General features: G+C 33.6%; 12 protein-coding genes. 1 reads left to right on the top strand and 11 read right to left on the bottom strand.

From position 1 onward, the window contains the following. Nucleotides 1–7: 7 nt before the first annotated feature. From IPO86_09095 to IPO86_09105, 3 genes are all read right to left on the bottom strand, one after another. Entirely contained in the window at nt 8–1,819 is a 1,812-nt protein-coding gene (locus IPO86_09095) for a hypothetical protein (protein ID MBK9728258.1), read from the bottom strand. Nucleotides 1,820–2,211: 392 nt separating this feature from the next. Beyond that, nucleotides 2,212–5,145: a hypothetical protein gene (locus tag IPO86_09100; GenBank protein ID MBK9728259.1), complete on the bottom strand. Its 2,934-nt coding sequence runs from the start codon at nt 5,143–5,145 to the stop codon at nt 2,212–2,214. A 341-nt stretch (nt 5,146–5,486) separates the two neighbouring features. Beyond that, the gene (locus tag IPO86_09105) at nt 5,487–6,368 is read right to left on the bottom strand and encodes an ABC transporter ATP-binding protein (protein ID MBK9728260.1); all 882 of its coding nucleotides are present in this window, start codon (nt 6,366–6,368) and stop codon (nt 5,487–5,489) included. Between the two features lie 443 nt (nt 6,369–6,811). On the opposite strand from IPO86_09105, the gene IPO86_09110 reads away from it, so the two are divergent. Further along, on the top strand, nt 6,812–7,066 hold the full coding sequence (locus IPO86_09110) for a hypothetical protein (GenBank protein ID MBK9728261.1): 255 nt from the start codon (nt 6,812–6,814) through the stop codon (nt 7,064–7,066). A gap of 344 nt (nt 7,067–7,410) precedes the next feature. On the opposite strand, the gene IPO86_09115 is transcribed toward IPO86_09110, so the two are convergent. The 8 genes from IPO86_09115 to IPO86_09150 form a co-directional block, all read right to left on the bottom strand. Next, nucleotides 7,411–7,995, bottom strand: a complete 585-nt coding sequence (locus tag IPO86_09115) for an urea carboxylase-associated family protein (GenBank protein MBK9728262.1) — start codon at nt 7,993–7,995, stop codon at nt 7,411–7,413. Then, nucleotides 7,992–8,657: a YqcI/YcgG family protein gene (locus IPO86_09120; protein ID MBK9728263.1), complete on the bottom strand. Its 666-nt coding sequence runs from the start codon at nt 8,655–8,657 to the stop codon at nt 7,992–7,994. Before IPO86_09120 ends, IPO86_09115 begins: the two co-directional genes overlap by 4 nt. Nucleotides 8,658–8,672: 15 nt before the next feature. Beyond that, complete coding sequence (locus tag IPO86_09125; GenBank protein ID MBK9728264.1) at nt 8,673–9,740, bottom strand: hypothetical protein; 1,068 nt, start codon at nt 9,738–9,740, stop codon at nt 8,673–8,675. A 756-nt stretch (nt 9,741–10,496) separates the two neighbouring features. Then, a complete protein-coding gene (locus IPO86_09130; GenBank protein ID MBK9728265.1) occupies nt 10,497–11,066 on the bottom strand; it encodes a DUF3575 domain-containing protein in 570 nt (189 codons plus the stop codon). A 489-nt stretch (nt 11,067–11,555) separates the two neighbouring features. After that, entirely contained in the window at nt 11,556–12,995 is a 1,440-nt protein-coding gene (locus IPO86_09135) for a hypothetical protein (protein MBK9728266.1), read from the bottom strand. An 83-nt stretch (nt 12,996–13,078) separates the two neighbouring features. Next, the gene (locus IPO86_09140) at nt 13,079–13,960 is read right to left on the bottom strand and encodes a hypothetical protein (GenBank protein ID MBK9728267.1); all 882 of its coding nucleotides are present in this window, start codon (nt 13,958–13,960) and stop codon (nt 13,079–13,081) included. Nucleotides 13,961–14,001: 41 nt separating this feature from the next. Beyond that, the gene (locus IPO86_09145) at nt 14,002–14,520 is read right to left on the bottom strand and encodes a hypothetical protein (protein ID MBK9728268.1); all 519 of its coding nucleotides are present in this window, start codon (nt 14,518–14,520) and stop codon (nt 14,002–14,004) included. Beyond that, nucleotides 14,517–15,059, bottom strand: a complete 543-nt coding sequence (locus IPO86_09150; GenBank protein MBK9728269.1) for a hypothetical protein — start codon at nt 15,057–15,059, stop codon at nt 14,517–14,519. Before IPO86_09150 ends, IPO86_09145 begins: the two co-directional genes overlap by 4 nt. Nucleotides 15,060–15,480: the final 421 nt, after the last annotated feature.

Consider the following 15,480-nt stretch of genomic DNA (forward strand, 5'->3'; position numbering starts at 1 on the left):
ATAAAATTTACTTCTTTGATTTTTTGGATTTCGGAGCGTAATTGAAGTTGTATTGAAGACCCAGATTTCCAGTGTTTTCGGTAAACTTGACGCTATTATCTGCCTTGGTTGTCAATAGGCCCCAGGAACATTGGATATGCATTCCTTTAAATACCTGAAACCCTGAATTTAATTGCCCGATCAAATTAGTTGATTTAGCTCCATTGGCATTTTTGTTTTGGAAATAATTTACGTTACTACCCAAGGATAACTTACCTGAAAAGAATTCCTTTTTGAATCCTCCCCCAAAACCGGTTCTATTTAAACTTACACCCTGAACCTCATTTTTATTATAATTTACGCGGAAAGTAAACGACCATTTACTTCCTGTTTTAAACAGATAAGAGGCATTTGCTAAAAATAACTTTGAACTGGTGGCGCTGACCGATTTTTCTATGTCGTCACTGACATCCTGCATATTCCCATTAAGAGAAACCACATGTTGATGTCGACTTTTGAACGGCAAGGTATAACTTACATTAACTCCCAAGTCCTGCGTTACGATTGCAGCATTTAAAGAATCCAATTGCTGATTGAGGACATACGTAACAGTAGAAGAATTATTGCTGTAGTTTGTCTGCACATTTAGTTTTTCAGCAGACCAGGCAGTTTGGATGTCGTAAATTAATCGTGTAGTAGTAGTGGGTTTACTGCCATCGAGGTTGTTGGATTGTGTGCCGAATTTAAGAGACGTATTGAGTTTGTTTTGAAGCAATCCAAAATTTGTAAATGCCTGAATGTCCATGATATCGCGGTTAAAAAAATAGGCTCCGAATGTTTCAAAATCGGAATCTATTCTGTTGAGTGAAATGCCGGCATTAAAGGTCTTGCCTTCATATCCAACAGAACCTTCCAATGCATTGCCATAGTAGCTGGTGGTTTTCTTCTTCAATAAAAAATTCGTAATACTTTTGTCACTTGCATTGGCATCGAGCGTGTTAGGGGATACTCCGCTGTTGGTAAAATCGAATTTGACTCTAAATTTTTCAAAGAATAATTTTTGAAGTTGTATTCCGATTACCAGATTTGCTTCCGGACTTATTTGTTTTGAATAACTGGCAGGAATGTCTATAGATTGATCATCATCTTTTGCAGAGAATACAATTAAATCTGCAGAAGCTTTGTCGTCACCATATCCAATCTTCGTTCCCCATCCGATTCGCTGATAAACGGGGAGGTTGGGGGTAACCAATGATAAATTAATGGGTTCTGCTTTTGCAATCCTTCCATACATAGCACCAACTCTAAGTTTTCCGGGTTCCAGCATCATTCCAGCACCAAAAAAATTCAGGTTATTCATCGTGTACTTTGAAAAATTCATAGACCGGTGGCCCAGGTGCAACTTTGCCCATTTATAGTAGGGGCTGATTCCTATTCTAGCGAAACCATTCTTTCTGTTGTTGATGTTGTTTTTTAAAGATTCTTTCAGATCCGAAAAGCTGGGATAAGATTTGCTGCTATTTTTTGCAGTCAACACCATGGAAAATGGAAGATCGATCTGGTAGATTTTCACATTGACATTTGCATTGATAGTATAAAAGAAAGGATCTTGTCGCAAAGGACCTCCAATCGCATCATAGGATCGCATGTTGATCGATAGTCCCCCTCCTAATTGGAATGGATCTCCAAATGAATAGAAGTCTTTAAAAAAACCACCTAAAGTCTTTTTCAATCCACCTTTATCTAACTGCTCAATGTTCTCTAATGAGTTTATTTGGCTGGATAATGAAAATACCAATATATAGCAATTAAGCAGTATACAAATTACAAATTTTATCATTACAAGAAATTTTAAATTGAAGCTGAGTTCCTTTTCAAAACCACCATCATTTTTACGAATCTTTTCACAAGCTAAAATTATAAGTGGTTTAATAATTCGTATTTATAATACTTTCATATGTTCTGAATGACACATTATATGATCTGAATTTCTAGCAATTGATCAAATTATATAAAAACCAGAATTGGTTCCTTGATAGGATAGAAGATAGCTTAATATAACCACTGAACCGCCAATTTCTTGTTGGTACTGTTATGCCTGCCTGTTTTTATTGAATCAACCATATTTGGTTGAAGTCTCCAAAAGTGCTATTATTTTTAGTTTATCTTAATGATTGATTACCACAAATGTGTCTGCGGAGCATTGAATCGCCACTTTTGCCAAACCTGTCATTAGTGGCTGGGATTATTTCGGTCAATAACTTTGTCAAAGTACATTAGTAGTTTTTCTTTGTCGGTTTTTTCAAACATATCAGTAATTAAATAATGTAAACTGTCTGGTGTTGCTTTTTTCAAATAATCAAGCATTTCCAAAGATGTTGTATAGGGTGGTGGTTGGAATTTAACTTTATCCAAATATTCCCTCAATGTATTATTTAGTTTTTCTTCACCAATAAATTCACTTAATGTATAAAGGGCAATTGCACCTTTTCCATAAGAAATATGAGACTGCTCAGGATTTACTAAATATAACGGTGGTTCTTGTTCTGTTTCCTTTGCCCTGCCCAATAAATATCGGTTACACTGTATCTGCAAAAACTTTAACGCACTTTGTTTACCGTATTTTATTTCATAAGTCTTTGCAGTAATATATTCAGCTACACTCTCCGTTATCATTGTTGCTCCTAATACATCAGCTGGTATGACTTGGTTTCCCCACCATTGATGCGAAAGTTCGTGCGCTGCTACGTAAAATGAAAGGTCAATACCACCTTCTTTTATATCACATGTATCATTAATAAAACGCATTTCGGAAATTTGAATACAGTTACCAGCAGTAGTAGCATATGAACCTTCCGACCTTGAAAATTCGATAATATGAACTTGTTTATGTTGATACGGCCCAAAATAAAATGTATTATAGTCTAATGAAAATTTTAATCCATCCAGCATTTGCTGGATATTATAAATGTGTTTTGGGTGGTAATAAACCCGCAAATCAACTCCCTTATAGTTTTCTTTCAATACCGCAAATTCACCAGAGTTAAAGCCAAGAACAAACTTAATGGGTTTGTCCATTTTGTAATGAAAGTATCTTCTGCCATCTTCTAACCACTCCTTTATCAAATTGCCCGATGTAATAGCAATTTGCTTTGAGGTTGTACTCACAATTGCTTCGAAATTTATTAAATCAGCATCTATACTTTGATAATGATTAGCAATATAGGTGCTATCGGTAGGCATCTTTTTTTCTGTGTTGGCAAAATATCCTAATCGGGGGAAAATATCACTTTTCAGGAAAGTTCCATTTTTTAAGATGTTAGAATTTTGAGTTAAAAGCGTATTCTTTTGATTTTTAACTGTAAAGTTTAAGTTGATGCTGTCATTGGGTTTAATGCCTTTATCGAGTTTATAAATACAAAACTTAGAAATTGTATCTTCCTCAATTAACGTAGCTTTTGTATCAAACAAAAGTGTGGTTATTTCGTCATAACCCATTTTTATTAAAAGTGTATCAATGGTTTGAGCAGTTTTATTTATGAGTGTGTATTCTCCTTTTGCAATGAATGAATTAGTTTCAGGGAAAATATCTAATTTGACGAAGACAGTTGTAATTCTTGGTTGTTTAGTATGCTTGTATTTCTCATATTTCTTTTGGAATTGAGTTAAGAAAGTAGTCTCATTTTTTGCAGAGATAATTTTGTTATCAGGATTATTTTCTTTTTCAAAAAGATATAAACCAAAGCATAGAAAACTTGTCATTAGTGCAATTGATATAAATGCCAACTTGCCGCTAAACCTTTTTTTAGCAATTTCTAGTCTTTCAATGACAGAATTTGTGAGTTCTCTTTGCCATACTATTAGGGTAATGCAAAACAAAAATAATCCGAAAATCAACCAATATGATTTATATAAGAAGTAAGGAATTAGGGAATGTCCGTAGCCACTCATATCTGAATATTTGAGAAAAAAATCAGCACTAGGGCTTTCATTAAATCTAAAAACAAAATTTTCTATACCCAAAGATGGCAGTTGTGAAATCCCTAATGTACCCAAAATTAGCAGGAATAAGCTCAAATAAATATTGCTAAATATTGATTGAGCCAACAAAGAAATGAAAGCCCAAATAATAAAACCAATCAGATGAATAGTAAATAAATCAAATAAATAATGCCCAATTTCAAAATGATAATAATTGCTATTTATTTGAATTACAATACCTGCGACCATTATCAACGAAAGTAGTAATAATTGCATTTTAACTAATGCTAAAAATTTTGAAAATAGGAACACCCAATTTGGAACAGATGTAACTGAAATTAAATCAGAAATGCCAGATTGTTTTGCTCGATGAACTAAAATGCCTGCGTAAAGAAAGGTGAGGATTTGAATAAGAAAAGAAAAAAAGAAAACAGGGAAGCCTAAAATTACCCAAGTTACGGGTAGTGTTTTAGTGTCTGTTTGTGGGTTCATTTGCAATAAAATTGCTGCAATAAAGATTACACCTGCAATAACAAGACTTATAAAAGCACCATTTCTTATAATAAAAATAAAATCAGTTTGTGATAATTTCCACGAGGTTTTTATCTGCTGAAAAAACGAAAAATCAAATTTCAGTTTAATTAAATCTATTTTGATAATGTTTCCAAAATTGTCTTTAGTTTCGCTTTCACTATTTTTAGTTTTTAAACTAATTAAAAATGGATTTTGGTTAAAAGAAAACCAGCGAAAGGTTGCTGTAAAAATAATGAATCCAATAAATATCCATAAAAGCCTATTTATAAAAATAATTGGCTGCAATGGTAAGGAAAGAGTATTTTGTTCTACTACTGCCCAATATCGTGTAAAATATTGTACTGCACTTTCGCCAAAAGGATCTATCAGCGAATTTGCCAAGCCTTCAGCGCCAACCAATCGAATGGCTATTTCTTTAAGAAGCCAAATCAAAACAATGGAAATAAAACCAGTGTAAATATTTCTACTAAGCAGCACGATTGAAAAAACGACAATACTAAATAGCAATAAATTCGGAATTAAATACATGAAATACGTTTGCAGATAAGGTACTACATCAAAAGGAAGTAATTGTACAGGATTAACTGTCGTCAGTTTTGTTCCAATTATTAATCCTATTTCTACTGCAAAAGCAATTAAAGAAACGATCAAAAACGCACTTGTAAACTTGGCAAATAAATAATCGGTTTTAGAAAATGGATACGTATGTAATATGCCGTTAAAGTTGCTTTTGTAGTCTTTATAAATAGTGCTGCCAACAATTGCAGGTATTAGGAATAAAAGAAGTTTATTGAAAAAGTTGGTAAACCCATAAATGCTCATTGGCGAATTAGCCATATTTTCGGTAGCAGCGCTGCCTTCGCCAAATGCACCCGCAGCACCTGCCATACTCAGCATTGCCATTAAAAAGAAATTGGATAAATAAGTATAAAACGACCAATTTCTTAACCAATACTTTAACTCAAATTTGAAAATTGTAAAATACATTTATTTTAGTTTTCAAGGTTGTTTTTCAATGCAATAAAATAAACATCCTCCAAATTGGGCGTTGCTGATGCAAAATTAGATAATGGTTGTTCATTAGCATAAACCCTTATATTTATTGAATTATCTTGGTTATATTTGGAAGAAAGCACCAAAAACCGTTGCTCCATTTCTTCAATTTTTTCTCTGCTTATATTACTTGTCCAGATTGTATTTTCTATTTCCTTTGTTGCGTCCGATGGTTTAATTTTCTTTAATATTTTACCTCCATTCATAATTGCCATATCATTGCACAAATCTTTAATGTCATCTACAATATGTGTTGAGAAAATGATAATATTTGAGCTGGCAATTTCTCGTAAAACATTTAAAAATCGGTTTCTTTCAGCAGGGTCTAAACCAGCCGTAGGTTCATCCACGATAATCAGTTTGGGATTGTTGAGTAACAGTTGAGCAATGCCAAATCGTTGTTTCATTCCACCCGAATATCCATCTACATTTTTTTTTCGCACATCATAGAGGTTTGTAATTTCCAATACTTGGTTTATCAATTCATTTCGTTCTTGTCTCGATGCAATGCCCTTAAGCGTTGCTAAATAATCCAACAAGTCCACTGCTGACATTTTGGGATATACACCAAACTCTTGTGGTAAGTACCCTAAAATTTTCCTTAATTCCATTGGATTTTTCAAAATATCTATGTCTTCAAAAAATACATTACCCGCGTCAGGGCTTTGTAAGGTTGCAAGTGTCCGCATTAATGATGACTTACCTGCTCCGTTGGGCCCAAGAAGTCCAAACATACCTTGATTTATTTCCAAAGTAAGATTGTCCAAAGCTTTTACACCATTAGGATAAGTTTTTGAAAGATTATTTATTTTTACAGTCATTGTGATTATAGTTATTCGTAATTATCATTTGGCGAATTAAGGTCGATAAAGTTACAGTCGGTGGTTGTTTATGCTTGCCACTAAACTCTAAGGAAAGTTGACGGCTTACTTCGTCAGCTTTTCAAGTTGAACGAAACCGACAAGCTATGGTGCGAGCTATGCGGTAAGTCATTTATTCTACTTTCATTTATTGATCTCATATATATCAATATTTTGAGTCGTTCAACACAAATTTAGTAAATTTCTATGGTTAGAGGGAACTCTATTGCTTTTTCGACTTCGTTTCCAGAAGTTTATAATTGAATATGGTATTTTTCTGATTATGAACCGTAGGTGTGATATTGTACATGTAGTTTACATTGCCATTATTGGGTTAGTATGTTGTGTTGAGATGCGGTGGAGAGCTAGTATAAACCGGATTATGCAATGAACCGGATAAAGAGTTGACAAAACATGAACTTAGATTCGAAAGGTATGCCGATGACTTTAACATTTATGTAAAGACAAAAGAGAAAGCACGGGAAGTTGGAAACACTAAGTACTTATTTTTGAAAGAAAAGTTATTTTTACCGATCAATCAAGATAAAAGTAGGTTAATAAAACCAGTTCAATTCACAATTCTAGGATTCAAGTTTGTAACGACATACATCAAAGACGACTTGACATTAAATACGTCTTGGTGTTTTAGCTTGACATGAGTACCTGAATGATCCTGTGCTTTATTACGTTGGTAAAATATTTACCAGTCTTTTAAATGATTTTTTTGTCCATTTTGACATTTTTTTGTGTAAACCTATTTTAGGACAAGACAACCCACATTGTGACTCAAAAAATTGACAAAATTTCCTGGATGATCTTCTCGGATCAGGAGATAGTGATCAAAAGAATCAGAAATCAAGCTTGATTTTTTAATGGATCCGCCGTCGTCAGTTCTTGTCTACTTTTGTGTTAAGAACTGATGAACAAATTTTTGCGAAGACTGAAGAGTTCAACATGATAAAGTTTCTGCTATTCAGAAAGCTTGACAAATTTAGGTTTTTTTCTACTTAGGTAGAATCCCATAACCAATTGATTTAAAAGAAAAATTATTTGACATTCCAGCCGCACATGCTGTCATGCCTACGATTAAATCCATTTTTGCTTCAAGAATAATATAATCTCCAGCCTTACTCTTGGGGGGCAAAACGGAAATCTTTCCGGTATTACCATCCACAGCTACATTCATGAAAATATTAAAGCAAACAGGAATTTCATCAGGTCCTATTCCATGTTCTTTTAATGCAGCAGCCAGATTGCCGAAACATCCACGATGAGGCTCATTATGCCCGTAGGTAATACGAAACATTTCTGCACTACAAGGAGTTAATAAAAAATCATGTCTGCCAACTGTGTCCGCAACAATTTCAAACATTACATTACTCCGATTCGAATAGAAAGGATGTCCTTTTGTAAGAAAAATTGTTTCTGCATAGTCAATGGTCCTTCCTGAAGATAAATACTCTGCTTTATCTTTAAGATTATAGCAAATAAAATCTGACACCTGCTCGCCTTCTAAATCAATAACTTTCAGGCGTTGGCCTTGAGTTAAAATAAAGGAAACACCACTACATGGTTGAATTATGTTCATTTAATTTTATTGTTAAATTTTAAAGGACAACGCCATTCTGCATCGTATTTGCGTCCACTATATTGATATACTTCAGAAGAAGTACCAAAATCTTCTAACATCGGGTTTATAGAACCGGAATATGCCATATCTCTTTTCCTGATAACAGTTTGCATGCGTTCGTAGTGATTCGTTTCCCGAAGTTTTTCAAATTGGGAATGTGGATTAAAAACTAAAGTTGGATATTTGAATTGACGCGCTAATCTACTGCTTGATGAATGAAGCCCAATAATAAAAAATGCTTCTTCTTTAAGACTAAAGCTAAAAAATGGTGATGCCGGATCATTACTAACACGATTATCATAATTATAATTTTTCTTATCAAGTTCTATAAGTGCTTGTAGTCTGTGCCATAATAATTCATCAAATAATTCTTCACTGCTAATTTGTGATTGATTAAATATAATTGCAGCACTATGAAATGGTCTCGATGAATTCCGGTAATCTTCCACAAAATCGTAAAGAAATTGTAAGATAGCTAGGTCATCCTTGGAACAAGCCATGTTACTGGCTATCATACATCTTAATTGTTGTTTTCTAATGGCGGTTTTAGCCCCAATACACGGAAAGGCCTGATTGTTCAAAAAAGCCAGGTATTCTTCCACTATGTTTTTTTGTTCCATTATAAACTTTTTTAATCAGGAAACAGGAAATTCTGAATCTAATCGCTTTAACATTCTAACATGTTTATTGGCATTTTTAAAAAATTTCCAACCTTGATAGGGTTTGCAATAGTTAATGCCTTTGTCATAATTACATTTCGAAATTTTGTACATGATATCCCAATGCTGCATTAGAATTTTGCAAGCTTTAATAAGTGTATTGCCATTTCCATAAACATGGTGAGGCTCTCCACCACTTCCATTATATTCCAGTATCGAATAGTTTTCTCCACGTTTTAGGTCTTCGATAGAAGCACATTTTATATCATAGCGTCCGTAATAAAAATATTTTGTATAATGACTAAGGTCATCGAATACTTTTAATAATCTTTGATCTTTCTGTTTCTCTAAATTAATAAGTCTTCCACCACGGCTTAGGTTAAGGGCATGGGATAAACAAAATATTTCCCCTTGAGGAATTACATTATTAAGTTTATCCGTGTGTTTCAATTTCATTTCTTCAATGCGTTGCCTGGCTCTCGGAGAGTCGGTTATTAATTGTAGCAGTGTGGATCTGCCGTCACCAGTTACTTGAAGCGATATCTTTTTCAATAACCCTGTAATAGTTCCTTCCTTGTCATCGGGAAAACGATAATAGAATACACTCACTTCTATCGGATAATTGATAAAATCCTGCAGAATATAGTTTACAGGCATCCTTGCATGATAAAGTTTTAGATCATCAACAGTTTCAATTTTCCGAAACATAAAGCCCATTCTTCCAATTTCTGGTTTTACTGCTATTGGATACCTAAAGTTATTATCTGTGAAAGTTTTACACACTTCTTCAAAAGGGAATTCAGGCGAAATATAAATGCTTTTAGGATACAGGTTTGAAGGCAGATGCTTGTACATGTCTTTTTTGCTCACCCCATCAAATCCTCCAAAAAATAATGAGGGATTTGAAGGAGTAAAAAACCAAAAGGAACCGGATTTGATACAATAGTAAATCCAGAAAGGAACTAATGGAATATATTTAATGCGCCAATCCCAGGTTTCCCAATGGAAAATAAAATACATAGCATTCTTAAAGTTACTGATCATGGATTCAAATTTACCTTTCCGGTATATTTCAATTTATTTTATTCGTTTAAAGAGGATTTAAGTCGCTTAAAGGCAAGATTAAATCGGTTTGGATATGGTAGTGGGTAATTTCTTATAGATAGAATACTTTCTTCATTTTATTTTAGTTAATGATGGAATTGAATTTTCCCAACAATGCAAAAGTGAATCTCTTATTAATGATAGTTGTTACACAATTTTATAAATTTGTTATATGATACACTGATTTGAATGATATAATAAACATGTTATGCTTAGCAAGATTATAATTTAATAATATAAATGTTTAATCATAGCGTGTCCATTGTGGGGTAGTTTTTATTTTAGTTTTATCATCCTTTCATCCACTGTCTTTTATCTTGTAATGGAAACAGGTTTTTGTATTTGGGGTAATTTATACTCGCTCCCTTCCACCAAAATACTTCCTATCAGGTTCTCAATATAAATACCTTGGGTGCCATGCGCAGTGCTGATATTGGTGTTTTTTATATTTTGTCTAAATCGTCAGGATAAAGTGCACCAAATATAACTAAAAACCCAGTTTAATTTCATACTTCCGTTTGTCCTTTCCAATTTCAAAACCTCCTTTGTTTTTTTTACTGATCCAGAAAATTTCTTTGTTTCCTCTTGATTCATGTGGTAATAACCAACAATAATTAGCTTGATTGCTGTACCCTTCCATTTTTCTTTTGTCAAGACGACATTCTTACTTGTACTATACATTATTAATTTCACTGATCATTTTTTTGTTTTTCTTAATAAGTAACTAAAATTTATATTTGCGAAAAATCTTGAGCCAGACCCAACTCCGCCTGGATTTGGGATTATGCTCCCAGATGTATGAAAGCCCCACAATATTTTTTCAGAAATTTTTGATTGAACACCTAATGAAAAGCCAAATCCAAAATAATTCTTTGGTGTACTTATAAAGTTTGGCGATGGTTCATAAAGTTTAATATAGTTTTCAGAAAAATGATTGTAAGAGACATTGGCACCAATATAAAATCCCCGAAAAACTTCCTTAGGATAGAATCGTATTTCAGGTTGTACTGTAATAAGTGTCCTTGAATATTTTAATGATCTGTCATAATGTGTAAGTTTTTTGAAAGAATAACCTGCAAGGAGACCGGATGAAAAATGTTTTGACATTTTATTTTCAAATGTTAATACGAGACCAATATGCTCTGGTTCTGCAGGCACATTAGTGAATGTTTGAAATGCAAAACCCAAGCCTAAACTGTTTTGCTGTGCCTTTACAAAAAAAGGTGATAATAAAATCAATAAGTTAAATAATAAAAAGTTTTTCATGATTAATTTTTTTATTTTATTGTTAAATTTCTGCAAATATGTTTTCAAACCAATTAAAATAATTTAAAAATCTAACGGGAACACTCTTGATGGTATAAAAAAACATTTTATACATTTTGAACATAAATAACAACTCACACTTGCAGAGTGCATAATTATTAGTTATCAACTATTTCAAATCTCAAAATTGCAAATTGCCTTTTAAATCAACGGAAGATAATTGATCTGTTTATGCATTACAATTTGTGAATTACTTTCCATTGTGTTTGAATTTAATTTATTATTAATGTTGAAAAATAAAAGCAATAAAACTTATCAGTATTGTATTGCTTGGAATATGAAATCGCATTAAAAATGGATTTTGTTTCATGCTATTGTTTTAAAGATTATAGATTTCTATTTTAAGTATGTTAAATTCTTTTATATTGAATCATTGCCCTCCATGTTTTTTCTATTCTGGGTGCATGGCTTGCAGCCTGCTCAATCATTTTAATGCGATAAATGTTCAACAATGAATTTGACTTTATCTTTTTCCAAATCTTTAATAGGAACGTCAGGAATTATTCCTGTACGGTTGTATCCATTAGCCGGAATCTGTTTGTGCCAGGTACTGGTTGGATAGCCAAAATAAATAGTTTGAATTCCCGATGAATTTAGTTTAACAGTATTTACACTGGTGTAGTCAATTACACCACCTGTTGGGCTTCCGAATGTGATTACTTTATTGCTTGCATTCTTTGAATGCAGGATGAATGACTCCGCTGCACTCATACAACCGTTATCAGTATGTATTGCCACCCTTTGAATTTTGGTTTTAAGTGGCTTAATACTCTTAGCAGGATACTGTGGACCATCCACAATTTGACCAGGATTTTTGCTAATTCGATCTACAACAGGTCCAAAAATATCCTTCGCAAATTTAGCCTGTACTTCAAAGTAGAGTTTTGTGTCTTCTGAGGCAAGTACCAATCCCTGGCTGGCATCTAAATCCTTAGTAGCATATGCATCAAGGAATGAAAGATATATGGCATTACCGCCTGTATTTCCTCTAATATCAAAAATCAGGTTTGTAGTATTTATTAAGAGGTCATAATTTTCCTCCAGTATTTTATTAAATTGCTTTCCCTCCATGTTGAATGAAGGAATTGAAAAAAGCGTGTTTTTATCATCAAGTTTTGTAATGGCAGGTAGCAAAACATTTTCTTTATTAATCATGCCAATTTCATGAGCAAAAGAAGATTCTACTTTGCCCCAATAAGTTCCACCATCCAAAGCAATCAGGGTTCCCTCCTTGTATATATTACCTGTAACATAACTTGGACGGTACGATGCAGAGTATAGTATTCCACCAAACCCGTTCCGATTTTTTTTAAAGTGAGCCTTCAATCCTCCAATAACTGAAGAGGTGTCTTTCGAACTTATAACATAAGCCTTGTATTCATCCTTCTCTTTCAAGATGGTAAACACTGAATTTCCATCGCTCCACTTACCAATAAGCCCATCTATTCCAACAAGATTCGTATAAGTCTTCTGGGTTTCCAACAGAGTCATCAATTCATTTATCTCTATCTTGTTACTTATTACTTTGCTTTTAAAAGAAGATAAATCGCTTGGTGGATATTGTGGTCGTTCAAATACGAATAGATGACCATCCTTAAACTGATTTAAAAATTCTTGCAAAAATGACGTGCATTCAGTTGATGGGATATTACCCGATTTCGCATTGTACACCAGCTTTCTTTCTTGATAGTTACCACCCTCACCGGAAATTTCAAGTTGTTTTAAACCAAGATAGTTAGCCTCAAGTTTTTTAGTCAGTTCCAGAAAAACCGAATCACATTTACAGTTACCTGATTGAGCAATTGATGCGGAACTGATCAATACAACAGCTATTAGGGCGCATAATTTAATAAAAAAAATTATTTTCATGTATATATATTTATTGTTCTTGAATACTATTTTAAAAAAATACTTTAGCATAGAACTATCCAAACCATGTAATGTTTTTTTACTTATTTAATCATCCCCATTAAAGTTCTTTCTATCCTGGGCGCATGGCTTGAGCCCATACTTATAAAAACCCTTTCTCCTTTATTTACCAATTCAATAATAGAACTGCACATATTATCATCCCGTACAGTATTTGTAGCCTCTGCTATTTCTTCCAGTATTCCTTTTGGCCAGCCATTCCGTGGATGCTTATAATTTCTCCAGCTAACTTCATTTGGATAATCTGCTTTCCATATACTATCAAATTGTGCTACCGATTTTATTGCCCCTATTAATGCTTTATAGTTTGTTCTTTTTCGGATCAAACTTTCAATTTTTTCATCCTGTTCACTTTTCGAAAGATCACCCCATTTGTTATGATAAGACCTCAGGCAATAAAAAAATGCCACATGCATAGGATCAAATTTTTCAAGTACATGATCTATCTCTGCATCACGGCCGGCTTCCCATGAATATAATTTTATCCTTTTTTCTTTTGCCAATTTTTGAGTGTATCCCCCTTCGCCAGATGCTTTTACAGGATTGAAAAACCAGGTTAGCATCAGGTCTAAATTCCCTTCAACCATTGCAACAGTAGGATTAAATTTATCCCAGTATTCTTTCATTACCGGGAGTTGCTTATTGGTAGGGTCGAATGTATGCTCAAGGCCAAAAACCATTACGGCCCCTTTACTATTTTTGCTTTGGAGCGTAAACACATACGGCCTCGGATGCATGTCAATAAGGCCAGTAACAGTATATTCATTTAAAGTCATTACCGGCGGCTGTAATATTACCTGGTCTTTTGGCTCGTATTTTTTGGGCGGTAGCCACAAAACATTGCATTGAATTAACAGCACTGCGGTTAATGCCAACAATACTGTTAACTGAAGTGTTCTTTTCAAAATTAACTTTAATGTTTTGTACATTGGTACACTGTTTCCTTTTATTTCTGTAAATCCCTAAGTACTTTGGCCTCATTGGTAGATACATTACAAACAATCTTCCATTCCTCATTTGGTTGTTTTTTAAAGATGAATACCCAGGCAAAATGAGTGGTTTCCTCTATTTCCTTATTTTCATCGTTCTTATAAGTTAGTATCACTTGTTTATCTACTATCATATATGCCATTGAGCCATCTTCCGAAAATTCAATTACTGGAGGATAGACATCGTCCCATTTCTTAAATTCAACAATTGCAAAATAATTGCTGAAACGTTTCAACGCTGAGTCTTTTGTGGTTACTGATATATTACCCTGGTTCACCGAAAGCATGCTGTCAGCAAACTGTTCAACAAATTGTTTTGCTTTTTTATTCATGTGTGCATCCTGTTGATCTTTGTGAAGTATCAATAATTTTTTCTTTTCAGCCTCAAGATCAGGTTTCAGGTTACAATTGGAAAAAAGAATAATGAACATTGACAGGGCGGTTAAGAGAAAATATTTGATTACTATATTAATCATTTCTTTACATTTTTATAGTAAAAATCCGGGCTGTTAATAATTACTTTTGTGAAATCAAACGTATACTTTTTTCCACTTTGATCAATATCCACATGATGAGGTAATAATAGATCCTTTACATTTTTCCAATCGGAAAATTTAGTTTTAATGGTCTCTTTTGCATCAGCAGGGTTTTGAAAATGCAAAGCAGAAAATAACCCCGTTTTTATATCAAAAAATAGTGTGCAATCATTGTTCAATTCATCTTTTGCATTTAGCCTGTATGCTTTCATTCCATCCACTTCAATAATTTCCGGGTTTCCAAAGTCATGAAAGCGGTGATCCACTTCAAGAACCATATTATGAAATTCATGGCTCCGGATGGTATATAAAGCTTCTTTGGAGAGGGGTATTAATGAATCACCAAGTTCATACCCCGATGCTTTGTTTTCTATGACTGTCTCAAATGCTGCAGGTTTATAACTGTAAACCTGCTTGAAATAAGAGTAGCCCCCTGAAGCGGTGTGCATTTCTGTGCTATACTTTCCATTTGGCGACATACAATTAGCATTCGATATTAGGTTTTGTATCTTTTCCCTGTTTGTCGTTATCCAAACAACATCAAAAAAAGAGCGGAAAATTTCATCAGCTGTTTTAAGGTTTTGGGTTTTTTGATTTATACAATTGTATAAAAACATACACATCACTAAGAAAATTATACTTATAGATCCTACCGATCTGTTCCATATTAACTCAATACTATGCATATAAAATCCTTTGAATTGATCAGTTATTTTGTTTAACCCAAATTATTTAAATTCTGTTTTAAATATTTTCAGGGCAGCACTTTCGCTACCTCGCTGCGATGGGTGAAACGTGTCGGGCCCGTAATAGGAGTAATCACCGGTTGCAAAAAAGTATTCTTTGCAGACTTTACCAACGGGGCATAACAATGAATTTGTGGCTGTTGCTGCATCTATA

The sequence above is a fragment of the Saprospiraceae bacterium genome, from assembly GCA_016717265.1.
In the GTDB taxonomy this organism is placed as follows: Bacteria; Bacteroidota; Bacteroidia; order Chitinophagales; family Saprospiraceae; genus Vicinibacter.

Excerpts from the sequence above, each read along its gene's own strand:
- IPO86_09145 (MBK9728268.1), bottom strand. The coding sequence starts at position 14,520 with ATGATTAATATAGTAATCAAATATTTTCTCTTAACCGCCCTGTCAATG.
- IPO86_09095 (MBK9728258.1), bottom strand. The coding sequence starts at position 1,819 with ATGATAAAATTTGTAATTTGTATACTGCTTAATTGCTATATATTGGTA.
- IPO86_09130 (MBK9728265.1), bottom strand. The coding sequence starts at position 11,066 with ATGAAAAACTTTTTATTATTTAACTTATTGATTTTATTATCACCTTTT.
- IPO86_09120 (MBK9728263.1), bottom strand. The coding sequence starts at position 8,657 with ATGGAACAAAAAAACATAGTGGAAGAATACCTGGCTTTTTTGAACAAT.
- IPO86_09150 (MBK9728269.1), bottom strand. The coding sequence starts at position 15,059 with ATGTCGCCAAATGGAAAGTATAGCACAGAAATGCACACCGCTTCAGGG.
- IPO86_09125 (MBK9728264.1), bottom strand. The coding sequence starts at position 9,740 with ATGATCAGTAACTTTAAGAATGCTATGTATTTTATTTTCCATTGGGAA.
- IPO86_09135 (MBK9728266.1), bottom strand. The coding sequence starts at position 12,995 with ATGAAAATAATTTTTTTTATTAAATTATGCGCCCTAATAGCTGTTGTA.
- IPO86_09105 (MBK9728260.1), bottom strand. The coding sequence starts at position 6,368 with ATGACTGTAAAAATAAATAATCTTTCAAAAACTTATCCTAATGGTGTA.
- IPO86_09115 (MBK9728262.1), bottom strand. The coding sequence starts at position 7,995 with ATGAACATAATTCAACCATGTAGTGGTGTTTCCTTTATTTTAACTCAA.